General features: G+C 71.6%; 15 protein-coding genes and 1 tRNA gene. 6 read left to right on the top strand and 10 right to left on the bottom strand.

Translation table 11 applies throughout. The features are described from left to right. Window positions 1-4: 4 nt before the first annotated feature. Together O7613_RS23960 and O7613_RS23955 are read right to left on the bottom strand one after the other, a co-directional pair. On the bottom strand, window positions 5-475 hold the full coding sequence (locus tag O7613_RS23960; protein WP_282290110.1) for a hypothetical protein: 471 nt from the start codon (window positions 473-475) through the stop codon (window positions 5-7). Continuing rightward, window positions 457-1,116 (bottom strand): HNH endonuclease family protein, encoded by a 660-nt coding sequence (locus tag O7613_RS23955; protein WP_281590017.1) that lies wholly within the window; start codon window positions 1,114-1,116, stop codon window positions 457-459. The genes O7613_RS23960 and O7613_RS23955 overlap by 19 nt, the downstream gene beginning before the upstream one ends. 111 nt (window positions 1,117-1,227) lie before the next feature. Between O7613_RS23955 and O7613_RS23950 the strand changes: the two genes are divergently transcribed. Further along, window positions 1,228-2,643, top strand: coding sequence for an MFS transporter (locus O7613_RS23950; RefSeq protein ID WP_281590019.1), 1,416 nt, complete (start codon window positions 1,228-1,230; stop codon window positions 2,641-2,643). A gap of 136 nt (window positions 2,644-2,779) precedes the next feature. Here O7613_RS23950 and leuA read toward each other — a convergent pair whose 3' ends face one another. The 3 genes from leuA to O7613_RS23935 form a co-directional block, all read right to left on the bottom strand. Next, window positions 2,780-4,522, bottom strand: a complete 1,743-nt coding sequence (leuA, locus tag O7613_RS23945) for a 2-isopropylmalate synthase (RefSeq protein ID WP_282290109.1) — start codon at window positions 4,520-4,522, stop codon at window positions 2,780-2,782. Window positions 4,523-4,801: 279 nt separating this feature from the next. Beyond that, complete coding sequence (locus O7613_RS23940) at window positions 4,802-5,332, bottom strand: nitroreductase family protein (protein ID WP_282290107.1); 531 nt, start codon at window positions 5,330-5,332, stop codon at window positions 4,802-4,804. Window positions 5,333-5,416: 84 nt separating this feature from the next. Continuing rightward, a complete protein-coding gene (locus O7613_RS23935; RefSeq protein ID WP_282290105.1) occupies window positions 5,417-6,184 on the bottom strand; it encodes a hypothetical protein in 768 nt (255 codons plus the stop codon). Between the two features lie 239 nt (window positions 6,185-6,423). On the opposite strand from O7613_RS23935, the gene O7613_RS23930 reads away from it, so the two are divergent. Then, window positions 6,424-7,689, top strand: coding sequence for an aspartate kinase (locus tag O7613_RS23930; protein ID WP_281586184.1), 1,266 nt, complete (start codon window positions 6,424-6,426; stop codon window positions 7,687-7,689). 5 nt (window positions 7,690-7,694) lie between these two features. Then, complete coding sequence (locus O7613_RS23925) at window positions 7,695-8,753, top strand: aspartate-semialdehyde dehydrogenase (protein WP_281586186.1); 1,059 nt, start codon at window positions 7,695-7,697, stop codon at window positions 8,751-8,753. Between the two features lie 12 nt (window positions 8,754-8,765). Here the strand turns inward: O7613_RS23925 and O7613_RS23920 are convergent, their stop codons facing one another. Next, window positions 8,766-10,223 carry a sensor domain-containing diguanylate cyclase gene (locus O7613_RS23920; RefSeq protein ID WP_282290103.1) on the bottom strand — a complete coding sequence of 486 codons (1,458 nt, stop codon included), beginning with the start codon at window positions 10,221-10,223 and terminating at the stop codon, window positions 8,766-8,768. A gap of 140 nt (window positions 10,224-10,363) precedes the next feature. Here O7613_RS23920 and O7613_RS23915 point away from each other — a divergent pair, with 140 nt between their 5' ends. From O7613_RS23915 to O7613_RS23905, 3 genes are all read left to right on the top strand, one after another. Next, the gene (locus O7613_RS23915) at window positions 10,364-11,185 is read left to right on the top strand and encodes a histone deacetylase (RefSeq protein ID WP_282290102.1); all 822 of its coding nucleotides are present in this window, start codon (window positions 10,364-10,366) and stop codon (window positions 11,183-11,185) included. 312 nt (window positions 11,186-11,497) lie between these two features. After that, a complete protein-coding gene (locus O7613_RS23910) occupies window positions 11,498-13,240 on the top strand; it encodes a bifunctional metallophosphatase/5'-nucleotidase (RefSeq protein ID WP_281586193.1) in 1,743 nt (580 codons plus the stop codon). A 178-nt stretch (window positions 13,241-13,418) separates the two neighbouring features. Beyond that, window positions 13,419-13,892, top strand: coding sequence for a hypothetical protein (locus tag O7613_RS23905; RefSeq protein ID WP_282290101.1), 474 nt, complete (start codon window positions 13,419-13,421; stop codon window positions 13,890-13,892). Between the two features lie 27 nt (window positions 13,893-13,919). Here O7613_RS23905 and O7613_RS23900 read toward each other — a convergent pair whose 3' ends face one another. From O7613_RS23900 to O7613_RS23885, 4 genes are all read right to left on the bottom strand, one after another. Beyond that, window positions 13,920-15,023 carry an ionic transporter y4hA gene (locus O7613_RS23900; RefSeq protein WP_281590020.1) on the bottom strand — a complete coding sequence of 368 codons (1,104 nt, stop codon included), beginning with the start codon at window positions 15,021-15,023 and terminating at the stop codon, window positions 13,920-13,922. A gap of 275 nt (window positions 15,024-15,298) precedes the next feature. Then, window positions 15,299-15,967, bottom strand: a complete 669-nt coding sequence (locus tag O7613_RS23895; RefSeq protein ID WP_281586197.1) for a DUF3800 domain-containing protein — start codon at window positions 15,965-15,967, stop codon at window positions 15,299-15,301. A gap of 181 nt (window positions 15,968-16,148) precedes the next feature. Continuing rightward, window positions 16,149-16,225: transfer RNA gene (locus tag O7613_RS23890), tRNA-Pro, on the bottom strand. Window positions 16,226-16,300: 75 nt separating this feature from the next. After that, window positions 16,301-17,194, bottom strand: coding sequence for a metallophosphoesterase (locus O7613_RS23885; RefSeq protein WP_281586199.1), 894 nt, complete (start codon window positions 17,192-17,194; stop codon window positions 16,301-16,303). Window positions 17,195-17,217: the final 23 nt, after the last annotated feature.

The raw sequence follows: 17,217 nt of genomic DNA, 5'->3' as shown, positions 1-17,217 counted from the left end.
CGGATCAACCCTCGGGACGGTTCAGCAGGCCCACCGCGACCGTGTGCACCGCGTCCAACGCGGCCGGATCGGCCAGCGGCGCGGTGCCGCCGGTGACCGCGTACCACTCGTCGGCGTCCTTGTACTGCACCCGCAGCGTCACCCGGCCGTCGGCGTGCTCGGTCCGCAACGTCAACTCGCCGGTCACCACGCCGACCTCGTCGGTCATCACCCCGCCCGGACCGGCGGTGATGTCGGTGGCGCGGGACGCCGCGCCCGCCGCCGCGCCCGCCGCGCCCGGCGCCGCATCGGCGGACATTCCCGCGCCGGAGACGTCGGCGGGCGCCGGCTGCCGGCCGTCCGCCGTCATCCCCGCCGAGGCCGGACCGGCCGCTGCGGCGTCCCCGCCGGCCGCTGCGGCGTCACCCGCGGTGACGTCCGGCGTCGGGTCCGGCGTCGGTGTGCCACTCGCCCCGGTCACGGCTTGCTCGCCCATGTGCAGCCCTCCAGCATGTCGGTGAGGGCGGCTTTCTCGGCACTCGTCACCGTCAGCCGCCAGTAGTGCTTGACCGTCACCCAGTCCGCCGCGTACTGGCACCAGTACGACCGGTTCGTCGGCTTCCACTGGGACGGGTCCTGGTCACCCTTTGACCGGTTGGAGCGCGCGGAAACCGCGATGAGCTGCGGGCGGGTCAGATCGTTGGCGTAATCGCCCCGCTTCGAGTCGTCCCACTCGTCCGCGCCGGAACGCCAGGCGTTCGCAAGCGGCACGGTGTGGTCGATGTCCACGTCCGACGGGTCGGTTAGCACCACCCCGTCGTACACGCTCTCCCAGCGCCCACCGACCACGTTGCAGCCGGAGAGCTTGATGCCCTCACCGTCCTTCTGGAGGACGCTGTCCCGCACGTCACAGTTCTTGCCGGTGTCCCGCCAGTGCGGGAACCGGGAGCGGCTGTAACCCTTCATCGACGCGGCAGTGGCCACCGTCAGCTCGCCGAGCTGCTGGTTCACGTTCCCCGAGGCACTCGGCGGCGCGTCCGGCTCGGTGACCGCGGGGTCACAGCCGGCCGCGCCGAGGGCGAGCACCGCGCTGAGCGCGGCGGTCAGCCCGGCTCGAACTCCTGATCTCGTACGCACAGACGACACCTCTCCAGCTTGCGTGCTCCGGGCGAGTCCGCACAGTACCCGGCGGCGGTTTCTGTGATTCGTGGCGTCGACGCGGCAACACGGGCAGAGTGGACAACCGTGATCTCTCCCGCTCCCGCGCTGCGTACCGGCTCCGCCGCAGGACGCGGCACGCTGCTCGCCGCGATCCTCGCCTCCGGCATGGTCTTCCTGGACAGCACCGTGGTCAACGTCGCACTGCCGCGACTCGGCGCGGAACTGGGCGCCACCGTGTCCGGCCTACAGTGGACCGTGAACGGCTACCTGCTCATGCTGGCCGCGTTCGTGCTGCTCGGCGGCGCGCTCGGCGACCGGTTCGGCAGGCGCCGGATCTTCCTGCTCGGGGTGGTCTGGTTCGCGGTCGCGTCGGTGCTCTGCGGACTGGCCCAAGATACCGGCTGGCTCATCGCCGCCCGGTTCCTCCAGGGCGCGGGCGGCGCGTTGCTCACCCCCGGCTCACTCTCCGTGCTCCAGGCCAGCTTCCACCCGGACGACCGGGGCCGGGCGATCGGCACCTGGTCCGGCCTCTCCGGCGTGTCCACCGCGCTCGGGCCGCTCGTCGGCGGCTGGCTGATCGACACGTTCTCCTGGCGGTGGATCTTCTTCGTCAACCTGCCGCTGGCCGTGGGCGTGGTGCTCGCCGCGATGCGCTGGGTGCCGGAGAGCCGCGACGAGACGGTCTCGCGTACCGGAGGAGGGCACGGGTTCGACGTGACCGGTGCGTTGCTCGGCGCGCTGGCGCTCGGCGGCGTCACGTACGCGCTGATCGACGCCCCGGCGCGCGGCGCCTCCCCGACGGTGCTCGCCGCGGCGGTGGTCGGGGTGGCCGCCGTGGCGGTCTTCGTGTTCGTCGAACGGCGACGCGGCGACACCGCGATGCTGCCCACCGCGCTGTTCGGCAGCCGGCTCTTCTCCGTGCTCAACGTGTTCACCGTGGTGGTGTACGCGGCGCTCGGCGGGTTCACCTTCTTCCTCGCCGTCTACCTGCAGAACGTGGTCGGCTGGTCGGCGCTGCTCACCGGCCTGGCCACGGTGCCGATGACGGTGCTGCTGCTCGTCGGTTCGCCGCGGGCCGGCGCGCTCTCCGCCCGGATCGGGCCCCGGCTGCCGCTCACCGTCGGCCCGGTCGTCGCCGCGGCGGGCCTGCTGCTGCTGCGTCGCGTCGGCCCGGGCGCTTCCTACTGGACGGACGTGCTGCCCGGCGTGGTGCTGTTCGGCGCCGGGCTGACCCTCGTGGTCGCGCCCCTGACCACGTCGGTGCTCGGCGCCGTGTCGGACCGGTTCGCCGGGGTGGCGAGCGGCTTCAACAACGCCGCCTCCCGGGCCGGCGGCCTGCTCGCGGTGGCGGCGTTGCCGCTGCTGGTCGGGCTCTCCGGCACCGGGTACGAGCAGAAGGGCGCGTTGGCGCACGCCTACCGGGGCGCGATGGCGTGGTGCGCGGGGCTGCTGCTCGCCGGCGCGCTGCTGGCCGTCGTGCTCATCCACCGCCCCCGGAAGTAAGGAGGGGGCCCTTCTTAACGCATTCGGTAGAGGAGGGGGCCCTTATTAACACCGCGGCCCCGCGCACAGGGTGCGAAGTGTTAAGCGGGGCCCCTTCCTATGCAAAAAGCGTTAAGAAGGGGCCCCGCCTTACACCTCAGCGGGTGCGGTTTGCGGCGCTCGTTACCGCCTTGATCGAGGCGGTGACGATGTTGGCGTCCACCCCGACGCCCCACACCGTCCGGCCGTCCACCTCGCACTCCACGTACGCGGCTGCCTGCGCGTCCCCGCCGGAGGAGAGCGCGTGCTCGTGGTAGTCGAGCACCCGTACCGTCACGCCCAGCGACTGGAGCGCGTTGACGTACGCGTCGATCGGGCCGTTGCCGACCGAGGTGAGCGGCCGGACCTCGCCGCCGAAGCCGACCCGGGCGTCGATCTCGACCTTGCCGTCGACGGTGCCGATGGTGTAGCCGGCCAGCGTGACCGCCGGGTCGACCTGGTGGTCGACCAGGTAGTTGCGGGCGAAGATCTCCCACATGGTGCCCGGGTCGACCTCGCCGCCGTCGTGGTCGGTGACGCTCTGCACCACGCCGGAGAACTCGATCTGGAGCCGGCGCGGCAGGTCGAGCTGGTGCTCGGACTTCATGATGTACGCGACGCCGCCCTTGCCGGACTGCGAGTTGACCCGGATGACGGCCTCGTAGGTGCGGCCCACGTCCTTCGGGTCGATCGGCAGGTAGGGCACGGCCCAGGTGAACTCGTCGACCGGCACACCGGCCGCCGCCGCGTCGGTGTGCAGCGCGGCGAAGCCCTTGTTGATGGCGTCCTGGTGGGAGCCGGAGAAGGCGGTGTAGACCAGGTCGCCGGCGTAGGGGTGGCGCTCGTGCACGGGCAGTTGGTTGCAGTATTCGACCGCGCGCCGGATCTCGTCGATGTTCGAGAAGTCGATCATCGGGTCGATGCCCTGGGAGAACAGGTTCAGGCCCAGCGTCACCAGGTCGACGTTGCCGGTGCGCTCGCCGTTGCCGAACAGGCAGCCCTCGATCCGGTCGGCGCCGGCGAGCAGGCCCAGCTCGGCGGCGGCGACGCCGGTGCCCCGGTCGTTGTGCGGGTGCAGGCTCAGCGCCAGGCTGTCCCGCCGGGGCAGGTGCCGGTGCATCCACTCGATCGAGTCGGCGTAGACGTTCGGCGTCGCCATCTCGACCGTGGCCGGCAGGTTGACGATCAGTTTCCGGTCCGGGGTGGGGTCGACCACCTCGATCACCGCCGCGCAGACCTCCAGCGCGTAGTCCAGCTCGGTGCCGGTGTAGGACTCCGGCGAGTACTCGTAGTGGATGTCGGTGTCCGGGGTGTGGATCTCGGCGTACTTCTGGCAGAGCCGGGCGCCCTGGGTGGCGATGTCGGTGATGCCGTCGCGGTCCAGGCCGAAGACGACCCGGCGCTGGAGCGTGGAGGTCGAGTTGTAGAAGTGCACGATGGCCCGGCGGGCGCCGCGCAGCGACTCGAAGGTCCGCTCGATCAGGTGCTCCCGGCACTGGGTCAGCACCTGGATGGTGACGTCCTCCGGGATCAGGTCCTGCTCGATCAGTTGGCGGACGAAGTCGTAGTCGGTCTGGCTGGCCGACGGGAAGCCGACCTCGATCTCCTTGTAGCCCATCTGTACGAGCAGGTGGAACATCCGGCGCTTGCGCTCGGGGGACATCGGGTCGATCAGCGCCTGGTTGCCGTCGCGGAGGTCGACGGCGCACCAGCGGGGCGCGGCCTCGACGCGGCGGGTCGGCCAGGCACGATCCGGCAGCTCGACCTGGAACTGCTTGTCGTACGGGAGGTAACGGTGGATCGGCATCCGGCTGGGGCGCTGCCGGGCGAACGGATCGGTGTCGGTGACAGGTTGAGCCATCTCGGATTGCTCCCTGGGAACATGTGGCGTCAGCAGATCGGAAGGTGTCGGCGGGGTGCCGGGCGACGGTGCGCGGCGGTGCCGAGGAGAAGTTCGGATTGCTGGACGGCGCGGTTCAACTCCGCGACGAGGTGCCGGCCGGTCAGGCCCCGTCGCGGCAGCCAAGGAGAAGATAGGCCCGCCACATGTCAGGGTCACCCTACGTGGTGGGACGGGCGGTGGGAAGGCCGGTCCGGACTGTGGGACCAACGTCACCGACCGCGTCCGCGGAGCAGCAGGTCAGTGCAGGAGCAGGGCGGGCAGGGGCCGGCGGCGGCGGAGCGCGGTCTCCCGGGCGTACAGGTCCGGCGGGAGCGTGGCCGGGTCGCCGAGCCGGCCGACCGCGGCCACCGCCAACGGCCGGACGTCGTCGGGCAGGTCCAGTTCGGTGACGAGGCGGGCGCGGTCGAGGCGGGTGAGCTGGCGTACGTGCAGGCCGAGCGCGGTGGCCTGCACGGTGAGGTGGGCGACCGCCTGACCCAGGTCGTACGCGGTGCGTTCCGGTTCGCCGCCGGCGTGCGCGGCGAGCAGCAGGGCGGCGGCGTGCCGTGCCCAGCCCTGGTCGGCTTCGGGCAGGCCGACCAGGATCCGCTTCCAGGTTTCGCTCTGCCGGCGTCCGAGCGCGAACCGCCACGGTTGGGCGTTGCCGGCCGAGGGCGCCCAGCGGGCCGCCTCCAGCAGGGTGGCCACCTCGTCGGCGGTCAGCTCCGCGTCGGGGTCGAACGCGCGGGGACTCCAGCGGAAGGCGAGCAGCGGGGTCAGATCGGTCATGGCCATATCGTCCGCAATGACCGTTTCATGAGCGAAAGCCGGGTGCGGATAATGTGGTGAAGGACACCCGTAACGGACAAAACGCTACGACGGTTCCGGTGTGGACCCGTCCCGACCCACCGGCTCACCCTCGGTCACCGCGCCCGCCAGGTCGATCGTCGCCGGAGCCGGGCCCGGCTCACCGGTCAGCGTGAGCGCGCCGAAGGTGGCACGCACCGCCACCGGGGTGCCGTCCTCCCGGAAGCAGTAGACGCCCACGTCAAGCGGCGCGTTGAGCGAGGCCGAGGTGGAGTCGACCGTGTAGCACCGGCCGTCGTCGACGCCGGACGGCGGCGTGGCGGGCGAGACGACGAGCGGCGCGCGCCGGTCGGTGAGCACCTCCAGCCAGTCGGTGAACGGGTGCTGCACCCGCGGGTCCAGCCGGCGTGGCATCGCGTCGTCGGCGTCGCCGAGGCGCACGCACCCGGCCGGCCGCGTCCACCCGGCCGAGGGCAGCGCGCACTGGAACAGGCCGTCCGAGGTGCCGGCGAGGGAGACGTCCACCGTGCCGTTGCGCCCCCAACCGGGCACGTCGACCCGCCAGCTCCCGTCGTTAGCGCTTGTCACCGCGACCGGTCGGGCGGCGCCGCCGGGTGGCGCGAAGGCGTACGTGGCGGTGAGGTGCCGGTCCTGGGCGGCGGCGGCCAGCCCGGCCAGCTCGTCGCGGGCGGCGTCGACCTGCACCGACACCGGATCGGGGGCACCGGTCGGGGTCGCCTCCCGCGGGTCGGCGACGCAGGCGGCCAGCAGCGCCGGCAGGGTGAGCGCGAGCAGGCCGGCCAGCCGGCGGGCCGCGCGTCGGTGAGCGTGCACCAGGTCATTCTGCGACGCCGCGACCGCTCGGGTCAGCCCGCCGTGCGGCTGTACCGTTTGCGGCTCCTGTGGCCCCCGAGGCTGGTGAGCCGCCCCACCCCGGGGCCGGATGGTGGGATCACCCGACCCGGCGGCGTGACCCGCCCGATACCCTGAGGAGGTCTGACACGCGCCGCCGGACCGAGAGACCCGGCGGCGTCGGCACGCTCAGGGCCGTCACTGGAGGGGAGCGCACCGTCGTGGCACTCGTGGTGCAGAAGTACGGCGGGTCCTCCGTCGCCAACGCCGAGCGGATCAAGCGGGTGGCCGAGCGCATCGTGGCGGCCCGCAAGGCAGGTGACGACGTCGTCGTGGTGGTCTCCGCCATGGGCGACACCACCGACGAATTGCTCGACCTGGCCAACCAGGTCAGCCCGCTGCCGCCGGGCCGCGAGCTGGACATGCTGCTCACCGCCGGGGAGCGGATCTCCATGGCGCTGCTCGCCATGGCCATCCACAACCTGGGGTACGAAGCCCGCTCGTTCACCGGCTCGCAGGCCGGCGTGATCACCACCTCGGTGCACGGCCGGGCCCGGATCATCGACGTGACTCCGGGGCGGCTCAAGGGCGCGCTGGACGAGGGCGCGGTGGTCATCGTCGCCGGTTTCCAGGGTGTCTCGCAGGACACCAAGGACGTCACCACCCTCGGCCGGGGCGGTTCGGACACCACCGCGGTGGCGCTCGCCGCCGCGCTCCACGCGGACGTCTGCGAGATCTACACCGACGTGGACGGCATCTTCACCGCCGACCCGCGGATCGTGCCGAACGCCCGGCACATCGAGCGGATCACCTACGAGGAGACGCTGGAGCTGGCCGCCTGCGGCGCGAAGGTGCTGCACCTGCGCAGCGTGGAGTACGCCCGACGCGCGGGGTTGCCGATCCACGTCCGTTCGTCATACTCGACCAACACCGGCACGATGGTCACCGGATCGATGGAGGACCTTCCTGTGGAACAGGCACTGATCACCGGCGTCGCCCACGACCGCAGCGAAGCGAAGATCACCATCGTCGGGGTGCCCGACGAGCCGGGCGCCGCCGCGCGGATCTTCGACACCGTGGCCGGTGCCGAGATCAACATCGACATGATTGTGCAGAACGTGTCCACCGAGGGCACCGGCCGCACCGACATCTCGTTCACGCTGCCCAAGGCGGACGGTCCGACCGCGATGGCCGCGCTCAGCAAGATCCAGGAGCCGGTCAAGTTCAAGGGCCTGCTCTACGACGACCACGTCGGCAAGGTCTCGCTGATCGGCGCCGGCATGCGTTCGCACCCGGGCGTCGCCGCCGGCTTCTTCGCCGCCCTCGGCACCGCCGGCGTGAACATCGAAATGATCTCCACCTCGGAGATCCGGGTCTCCGTGGTCTGCCGGGACACCGACCTGGACAAGGCGGTCAAGGCCATCCACGACGCCTTCGAGCTGGGTGGTGACACCGAAGCCGTCGTCTACGCCGGCACCGGGCGGTAACGCCGATGGCGTCGCTGCCCACCCTCGCCGTGGTCGGGGCGACAGGTGCCGTCGGCACGGTGATGTGTCAGATCCTCTCGTCCCGGCGCAACGTGTGGGGCGAGATCCGGCTGCTCGCCTCCGAGCGCTCGGCCGGCCGGCGGGTGCCGTGCCGGGGTGAGGAACTGACCGTGCGGGCCCTCACCGCCGAGGCGTTCGACGGTGTCGACGTGGCGATGTTCGACGTGCCCGACGACGTCTCGGCCGAGTGGGCGCCGGTCGCGGTGGCCCGTGGCGCGGTGGTGGTGGACAACTCGGGCGCGTTCCGGATGGAGCGGGACGTGCCGCTCGTGGTTCCCGAGATCAACCCCGAGCAGGTACGCGACCGGCCCCGGGGCATCGTCGCCAACGCCAACTGCACCACCCTGGCGATGATCGTGGCAATTGCTCCGCTGCACCGGGAGTACGGCCTGCGCGAGCTGGTCCTCGCCTCCTACCAGGCGGCCTCCGGGGCGGGACAGGCCGGGGCGGACGCGCTGCACCTGCAACTCGGCAAGGTCGCCGGGGACCGCGGGCTCGGCTCCCGGGCCGGCGACGTGCGCCAGGCGGTCGGCGACGAGCTGGGCCCGTTCCCGGCCCCGCTGGCGCTCAACGTGGTGCCCTGGACGGGCTCGCTCGGCGACGGCGGCTGGTCCACCGAGGAGCTGAAGCTGCGCAACGAGTCGCGCAAGATCCTCGGCCTGCCCGACCTGAAGGTCTCCGCCACCTGCGTACGGGTGCCGGTGGTGACCGGCCACTCGGTCGCCGTGCACGCGGTCTTCGCCACCGAGGTGGACGCCGAGGGCGCCCGCCAGGCGCTGCGTAACGCACCGGGGGTGATCCTGGTCGACGACCCCGCCGCCGGTGAGTTTCCGATGCCGATCGACGCGGTCGGCACCGACCCGTCCTGGGTCGGCCGGATCCGCCGCGCGGTGGACGACCCCCGCGCCCTGGACCTCTTCGTCACAGGTGACAACCTCCGCAAGGGCGCCGCCCTGAACACCGCCCAGATAGCCGAACTCCTGGCCAAGGACCTGACCCGCTAGCCCGACCACCCCTTAGGCGGCGGAGAGGTGGACGCCGTCCCGGCCGTGGCGCTTCACCGCGTACAGGGCCTGGTCGGCTCGGTGGAGGGTGCGCTCGGGGGATTCGCCCTGGCGGGGCAGCGCGACGCCGACGCTTATCGTCCGGCCGGTGCGTCGGGCCGCGTCGGTGAGCCGCTCGGCGATCCCGACCGCCTCCTGCGGATGGCTCACCTCGATCACCGCGACGAACTCGTCGCCGCCGGTCCGGTACAGCTCGTCGCCCTGCCGCAGCGCGCCCTCAAGCGCCCGGGCCAGCCCCACCAGCAGGCGGTCGCCGGCCTGGTGGCCGTACGTGTCGTTGACGTCCTTGAACCCGTCCACGTCGATCGCCAGCAGGGCGGTACGCCCCGGCGTGGCGCTGGCGATCCGCCGCCCGAACGGCCCGGTGTGCCGGAGCCCGGTGAGCGGGTCGGAGCTGGCCTGCTCGCGTAGTCGCGCCAGGGTACGCAGCCGGTCGAGGCAGGTCCACGCCTGCCCGGCCAGCAGCTCGATCAGGTTGACCGTGGTCGGGTCCGGCCGTAGCGACCGTTCGTCGGCGACCAGCAGCACCCCACCGGCGGACGGCGCGCCGACCGGCACCGCCACGAGTGTGTACGCGCCGGCCCGGGTCAGCGGCAGGTATTCCTCGGTCGGCGGGTGCCCCGCCTCGCCGAGCGTGTACGCCGAGCCGTACCGGTGCGCGCGCTCGATCATCTTCTCCAACGCGGCCGGGCCCGCCTCGGCCAACTCGGCCCGGATCCGGGTCTCCAGCTCGCCCGGGGTGTCGGTGGCCGCGCCCAGCCGGGGTCCGTGGCGGCCGGTGAGCACCAGCACGGCGGCGGAGAGCGCGGACACGTCCCGCGCCGCGGCGATCGCGGCGGCCATCAGGTCCCAGTCGGTCGGGGCGGCGGTGAACGCGGCGGCGTGCCGGAGCAGCTTCTCGCTGCGGCTCTCGGCGGGTGGCCCGCCGAGCGCCGCGATCCGGGCGCCGAGCCGGTCTGCCAGCCGTTCGGCGGTCGCCTGCCACGGCGCGAGCGTGACCGGTCCGCTCCACTGGAGGTCGAGCACGCCGATCGGGGCGCCGGCCGGGTCGCGTACCGGCACGCAGAGTTCAGCGGTGACGTCCGGGCGGACCGGGAGGTAGTCGGGATCGGCGGCGACGTCGGGAACGGCGGCGGTCTCGCCGGAGGTGTAGACCCGCCGCACCACCGACGGTTCGGGCCGGTGCCGCGCCGGCGCCGTGCCGTCGGTCGTGGCCGGCACGTGCGAGAAGACCTGCCAGGCGCCGGTGGCGGCGACGCATCGGAGACGGTCGTGGACGCGGAGCAGGACGGTGGCGGTCGCCGGGGTGTGCCGGGCGAGCGCGGCCACGGTCCACTGGCACGCCTCGGGCACGGTCGACGCCGTGGGGAGGCGCGCCGTGACGTCGCGGAGGACTCGCTCGTGATCCACGTCGTTCCTGCTGGGAGGGGGGATGGTCGCGATCAAATGTACTCATCTCCGGGTGTCGTCGACCTTCGTACACATGTGCTATCCACAGCCTGTGGACGGCCTGTGGGTACGGTGGAGATCCCGGGTCCGAGGAGGCACTGATGCTCAGCGGTCCGCGTCAGCCACCCGGCCGGGCGCGCCTGAACGTGCCGCTGCTCTGGTATGTCGCGTACGGGTCGAACCTGCACGCGGCACGGCTCGACTGGTATCTGCGTGGCGGGCAGCCGCCGGGCGGGCTGCGCACGTACCCGGGTTGTCGGGACTGCCGGCCGCCCCGGCGGACGGTGCCGGCGGTGATCCCCGGCGGGGTCTACTTCGCCGGCGAGTCCCGGGCCTGGACCGGCGGCATGGCATTCTACGACCCGGAGCTGCCGGGCGGCGCGGCGGTCCGCGGCTACCTCGTGACGGTCGAGCAGTTCGCCGACATCGCCGCCCAGGAGATGTACCGGCCGCCCGGCGCGGACCTGGCGCGGATCCTCGCGGCCGTCGAAACCGGCCGGGCCACGCTCGGTCCGGGACGGTACGAGACGTTGCTGCGGGTCGGCGAACGCGACGGCCTGCCGATGCTCACCTTCACCACCGGCCACCGGGCGGTGGAGGTGCCCTGGACTCGACCGGCCCCGGTCTATCTCGGCATGCTGGCGCGCGGGTTGCGGGAGGCGCACGGCTGGGACGTCGCGGGGATCGTCGACTACCTGACGGGTCGGCCGGGCGTCGCCGGGCGGTGGACCCGGGCGGCGCTCCGCACGCTTGTCGCCTCCCAGATCTCCGACCGACCCTCCGGCGGCACGGTCGAGTTCGGACAGACCGCCGTGGGTGCCGGACCGTCGGGTGTGATCGGCCGTTCGGTTCGCGATGGATGGCCCGGCGGGAGTTATTCCGGGGAGGAAGGTTGCCAGGGCAAGGTTTTCCGCGTGACATGAGCGTCGACGCCGGCTCCCTGGTCCCTGGGAGCCGGCGTCCTCCGGTTCCGGGCCGCGCGCCCTCGTCCCACGGCAATTCACCCGACCGTCATGTCGGACTCGTCGGGCAGACCGGCACCTGTCGTCCGGCCCATCCAGGATTCCGCATGCCACCAGGTCGACCTGCGGCCCGGTGGATGAGAAGCTACCCCGGGCGGGGCGGCGTTCCCCCGATCGCCGCCGTCCGCGATCGACCCCTGTCACGGCACGGATCAGGGCCGCCGGGCGAACCATCGTCCGGCCACCACGCGCCGGTATCTCACGAGGAGTTCCATGTCCGTCCCCGGGATGCGCCGCCGGGCCGCCGTCGGCCTGGCCGCACTCACCGCGACCGCGTTCACCGCGGTCGCCGTTCACCCCGACCAGGCCGAGGCCCACTCGAAGCCGGTCGACGTCCAACTGCTCGCCATCAACGACCTGCACGGCAACCTGGAGCCACCGACCGGGTCCAGCGGCACCATCGACGGGCAGACCGCCGGTGGCGTGGAATACCTGGCCAGCCACCTCAAGGCCATGCGCGCGGCGGCCAAGAAGCAGGGCAAGGGCACGGTCACGGTCGCCGCGGGCGACCTGATCGGCGCCTCGCCGCTGCTCTCCGCCGCCTTCCACGACGAGCCCACCATCGAGGAGATGAACCTCGCCGGGCTCGAGTTCGCAAGCGTCGGCAACCACGAGTTCGACGAGGGCGCCACCGAACTGCTGCGGATGCAGCGCGGCGGTTGCCACCCGGTGGACGGCTGCGCCGACGGCACCCCGTTCAAGGGCGCCAAGTTCAAGTACCTCTCGGCGAACGCGTTCAAGACCTCCACCGGCCTGCCGCTGATGCAGCCGTTCGGCATCAAGATCGTCAAGGGTGTGCCGATCGGCTTCATCGGGATGACCCTGGAGGGCACCCCGAACATCGTCAGCCAGCAGGGCGTCGCCGGACTGCGCTTCACCGACGAGGCCGACACCGCCAACAAGTACGCCAAGATCCTGCGACTGCTCGGCGTCAAGAGCATCGTGGTGCTGCTGCACGAGGGCGGCGTGCAGAACGGCGGCGGCATCAACGACTGCACCGGGTTCAGCGGGCCGATCGTCGACATCGCCAACCGGATGGACCCGGCCATCGACGTGATCGTCAGCGGGCACACCCACGCCGCGTACAACTGCAACATCAACGGCAAGCTGGTCACCAGCGCCAGCTCGTTCGGCCGCCTCGTCACCGACATCAACCTGAAGATCGACCCGCGTACCCGGGACGTCATCAGCGCGTCGGCGAACAACGTCGTGGTCACCCGCGACGTGGCCAAGGACCCGGCCTCGACCGAGCTGATCAACAGGTACAAGACCGCGCTCGGCCCGGTGGCCGACCGGGTGGTCGGCGAGACCAGCGAGGCGATCACCAAGACCCAGGAGAACCTGTACCAGACCGGGGTCGACGCCAACGGCCAGCCGACCTACCAGACCGGTGAGTCGCCGCTGGGCAACCTCATCGCCGACTCACAACTCGCCGCCACCGACAACGAGCAGAACGCCGTCGCCGCGTTCATGAACCCCGGCGGCGTACGCGCCGACATCGACGCCGGCCCGGTCACCTACGCCGAGGCGTTCACCGTCCAGCCGTTCGCCAACAACCTGGTGACGCTGGACCTGACCGGGGCGCAGCTCTACTGCATGCTGGAGCAGCAGTTCACCGTGGCCCGGGTGCTCTACGCGTCGTCCAGCGTGCACTACGTCGTCGACGTCGACGGCACCACCGCGCCGGCCGGCACGCCGTGCGCCGGCACCCGCGTGGTCCGGGGCAGCCTCACCATCAACGGCACCCCGGTGACCGACACCGCCACGTACCGGATCACGGTGAACAACTTCCTCTCCGGTGGTGGCGACGGCTTCAGCGTCCTGACCGGCGGCACCAACGCGGTCACCGGCCAGATCGACCTGGACGCCCTCACCGCGTACCTGACCGAGAAGTCGCCGGTGTCCGCGCCGGCGCTGGACCGGATCCAGACCACCGCGGAGGTCCCCGCCGCCTGACCCGCACCACCGACGGGCCCCGGAGCTGTGCTCCGGGGCCCGCTGCCGTCCGCCACCCACCTTCGGTGCGTTGATCAAGGGGTTCGCGTCGGAGCACGTGCCTCACGGTGACGCAAACTCCTTGATCGACGAGCGGGGTGGGGAGGGGTGGGTGTGGCTGGTTTGGGATGCTGGGGTGGTGAGTGTGACCTGGCGTCATCTGCCCGCTCCCGCCCGCGAGATCGCTGTGACCGCCAGTGATGCGGTTGACGCGGCCCGGGCGCGCGACGCCGAGGCGTACCAGCCGGCCGTGGAACGACTCGCCGCCGCCGACCGGGCCGGGCTGGTGCTCGGCGGCGTGGTCCGGCTGCTGCTGGAGGAGGGGCATCCGGACGGGCTGGACGGCGACGACGTTCGCCAGGTGCTGGAGCGCTGCGTCCGGTCGAGCGCGGCGTGGTGGCCCGAGGTCGACCCGCACGTCCTGCTGGTGCTGCTGGCCGGCGCGCTCGGCGTCTACGACCCGGGCGACGACGAGAACCCACCCGACCCGGGGGCCGTCGCCCGGCACGCCCCGCTTCTCGTCGCCGACCTGCTGGCGGTCACCGGGTGCCCGCTCGCCGACTACCTGACCGCGGCGTTCACCGAGGTAGCCCGCACCGAGCTGCACGACTGAGCATGCGTCCGGGCCGGCGGCGTCCGATCACGGGCTGGCGGCGAGGAAGACGAACGCGGCCAGCAGCACCAGGTGCACGCCGCCCTGGAGCACGGTGGCCCGTCCGGGCACCACGGTGAGCACGGCGGTCACCGCGGTCAGCGCCAGCAGCGTCATCTGGGTGCCGCCCAGGCCCAGCAGCAGCGGGCCGTCCAGCCAGATCGAGGCGATGGCGATCGCCGGAATGGTCAGGCCGATGCTCGCCATCGCCGAGCCGAGAGCGAGGTTGAGGCTGATCTGCACCCGGTCCCGCCGGGCCGCCCGGGCGGCGGCAAGCGTCTCCGGTGCCAGCACCAGCAGGGCGATGACCACGCCGACGAACGCCTGCGGCAGGTTCGCCGCCTGGACGGCGGTCTCGATCGCCGGGGAGACGGTCTTCGCGTCGCCGACCACCGCGACCAGCGCCACGACCAGCAAACCCAGGCTGACCAGGGCGGTACGCGTGGACGGCGGCTCGGCGTGCCCGTCGCCGTCCCGATCCTCGGGCAGGATGCTGCCCTCCTGGGTGACCGGGAGGAAGTAGTCCCGGTGCCGGCCGGTCTGCACCATCACGAACAGCAGGTAGAGCGCGAGCGACGCGACCGCCGCGAAGGCGAGCTGGGCCGGGGAGAACTCCGGACCGGGCCGGCTGGTGGTGAACGTCGGCACCACCATGCTGAGCGTGGCGAGGGTGGCCACGGTGGCCAACGCGCCGCCGGTGCCCTCCGGGTTGAACACCGCCACCTGCCGGCGTAGCGCGCCGAGCAGCAGGGACAGGCCGAGGATGCCGTTGCAGGTGATCATCACGGCGGCGAAGACGGTGTCCCGGGCCAGCGCCTGCGTCTTGTCCCCGCCGCTGATCATCAGGGTGACGATCAGACCGACCTCGATCACGGTGACCGCGACCGCCAGCACCAGCGAGCCGTACGGCTCACCCACCTTGTGCGCCACCACCTCCGCGTGGTGGACGGCCGCCAGGACGGCGACCGCGAGCAGGCCGGCGACCACGAAGATCAGTACGCCGGGCAGTTCCCGACCCCAGGTGAACACGAGCAGGAGCACCGCGACCACGGGTGCGACGGTGGTCCAATCGGTCAGGCGGGATCGGATCATGGCTGGCATGCGTCAACCATGCCAGGCGGAGCGAACGACCGCCCACAGCCGGGCGCACCGACCGGCGGCCCTCAATCGCCTTCGAGTCAAGGCCCTACGTGGAGGGCCCGAACAGGGCGTTCAGTCGTTACTGTGCGAGAGTGCTTGGGTGCGGAGCGCGTTGCCCTTCTGCCAAGTGAGGCTGCGAGTTAGGATGAACCTGCGCGACCCCGTTCGACGAAAGAGCCCCTGGGCTCTGGCGAGAGCCTAGTTGGGCGGGGGTTCGTGCTGTCGGGCTAGTAGTAGTGCGTCCTGCCCGACGCCCAGAGATCGTATTCGTAGCGGACCTTCGGGCGGATCATCTCAAGGTAGGTCTCGTCGCCTCGCTCTCGCCTGCGGGTCACTGCCCAGGTGCAGTAGTCCGCAGCTTGCAGGGCAAAGTCGCTTGAGCACGGCCAGAAGGCCAGGCTGCGTTTGACCCGGTAGCTCACACATTGGGTGAGCACATCCTCGATCGCCCCACGGAAGGCCTTGCGCGTCTTCTTGGTGCCGAGTTCGGCCGCCACGATCAGCGCCTCGTCGTCCTGGGCGAAGAGTCTCGGTGCGAGCCACTTGAGATGGTAGTACCACGCGTACTGGTAAAAGACCGCGTCGGTTCGATGGAGGTGTGGCTGTGCCTTCGACTTTTCAAGCAGCGTCACGTCGAACTGGAAGTCGATCGATGACAGTGCGGCAAAGACGGCCGCCCGGACGTCGTGAGAGTCCTTCGTGGCATGGAAGTAGGAGTCGAGGCCATGGTTCCGGAATGCCAACTCGTCGCGGAGGGCCGCCAGCGTCGCCCGAAGCTTCCGTAGCTCTGCCTCGTCGATGACCAGGGTTCCGACCGCGAAGTACTTCGAGATGTTCGGCCCCTTCGTGAAGGACAGGTCGCCACTCTCATCCGAGAAGAGGAAACGGCGGGCCACATGCCACTCCGAGGGTGAGACGAGGGGGGGAGCCGTCATCGTAGTATCTGGCTCGTCACGGTGCGTTCATCCACGCCGAGGCGCCCGAGTGCTGCTGCCTTCTCGCTGCATCGGGAGCATCGGTGGGACCCGCAAACGGGTCGAGGCCCCTCCGTGGAGGGGCCTCGACCCGTTCTACCTCTGGTCGGGGTGGCCGGATTCGAACCGACGACCTCTTCGTCCCGAACGAAGCGCGCTACCAAGCTGCGCCACACCCCGAGGCGTGCCGACAAATAGTAGCCCACCCGCTCCCGGGATCAAATTCAGTACCCCCCGCCCTGCCGTGGAGCGGGGTCAGCGGGGGATCAGGGTCAGGATGCTCGCCTCCGGTGGGCAGGCGAAGCGGATCGGGGCCGTCGGGTGGGTGCCCAGCCCGGCGGAGACGTGCAGCCAGGAATCCGAGCCGGGCCAGCGGTGCAGGCCGCGCGCCATCGACCGGGGCAGTCCGCAGTTGGTCACCAGCGCGCCGTACCCGGGCACGCAGACCTGCCCGCCGTGGGTGTGCCCGGCGAGCAGCAGCCCGAAGCCGTCGGCGGTCATCCGGTCCAGTACGGCCGGCTCCGGCGAGTGGGTCAGGGCGATCGACAGCGCGCCGGGGTCGCTCACCTGCCCGGCCACCGCGTCGTAGTCGTCGCGCTCGATGTGCGGGTCGTCCACACCGACCAGCTCGATCTCCCGCCCGCCGGCCTTCAGCGTGGTGCGGGCGTTGTTCAGGTCCGCCCAACCCGCGCCGGTGAGGATGCCGCGCAGTTCCTCGTACGGCAGCGGGACACCCTCGGTGTACCCGCGGTCGGGCAGGAAGTAGGCGAACGGGTTCTTCACGACCGGGCCGGTGTAGTCGTTGGAGCCGAACACGAACGCGCCTGGTAGGTCGAGCAGTGGCTGGAGGGCACGCAGCACGCCGGGCACCGCCTCCGGGTCGGCCATGTTGTCGCCGGTGACCACCACCAGGTCGGGGTCGAGGGCCGCCAGCGAGGCCACCCAGTCCTGCTTGCGCCGCTGGTTGGGCATCATGTGCAGGTCCGACAGGTGGAGCACCCGCAGCGGCTCGGCGTCGGTCGGGAGCACCGGCACGTCGTACCGGCGGAGGGTGAACAGGTTGCGCTCGACGAGCGACGCGTACGCCAGGGTGGCCGCGCCGACGGCGGCGGTTCCGGCCGCGAGCCGGAATAGTGTGCGCTTTCGCATGGTGTTCAGGGTAGTTTGACCGT

Source organism: Micromonospora sp. WMMD975 (assembly GCF_029581215.1).
Classification (GTDB): Bacteria; Actinomycetota; Actinomycetes; order Mycobacteriales; family Micromonosporaceae; genus Micromonospora.
Note: the sequence above shows the minus strand (reverse complement) of the source record. Positions and strands in the feature narration are given on the sequence as shown.

Bases quoted from the DNA above. Each gene is read 5' to 3' on its own strand.
- O7613_RS23960 (WP_282290110.1), bottom strand. From the start codon at position 475: ATGGGCGAGCAAGCCGTGACCGGGGCGAGTGGCACACCGACGCCGGAC.
- O7613_RS23940 (WP_282290107.1), bottom strand. From the start codon at position 5,332: ATGACCGATCTGACCCCGCTGCTCGCCTTCCGCTGGAGTCCCCGCGCG.
- O7613_RS23915 (WP_282290102.1), top strand. From the start codon at position 10,364: ATGCTCAGCGGTCCGCGTCAGCCACCCGGCCGGGCGCGCCTGAACGTG.
- O7613_RS23910 (WP_281586193.1), top strand. From the start codon at position 11,498: ATGTCCGTCCCCGGGATGCGCCGCCGGGCCGCCGTCGGCCTGGCCGCA.
- O7613_RS23900 (WP_281590020.1), bottom strand. From the start codon at position 15,023: ATGATCCGATCCCGCCTGACCGATTGGACCACCGTCGCACCCGTGGTC.
- O7613_RS23925 (WP_281586186.1), top strand. From the start codon at position 7,695: ATGGCGTCGCTGCCCACCCTCGCCGTGGTCGGGGCGACAGGTGCCGTC.
- leuA (WP_282290109.1), bottom strand. From the start codon at position 4,522: ATGGCTCAACCTGTCACCGACACCGATCCGTTCGCCCGGCAGCGCCCC.
- O7613_RS23885 (WP_281586199.1), bottom strand. From the start codon at position 17,194: ATGCGAAAGCGCACACTATTCCGGCTCGCGGCCGGAACCGCCGCCGTC.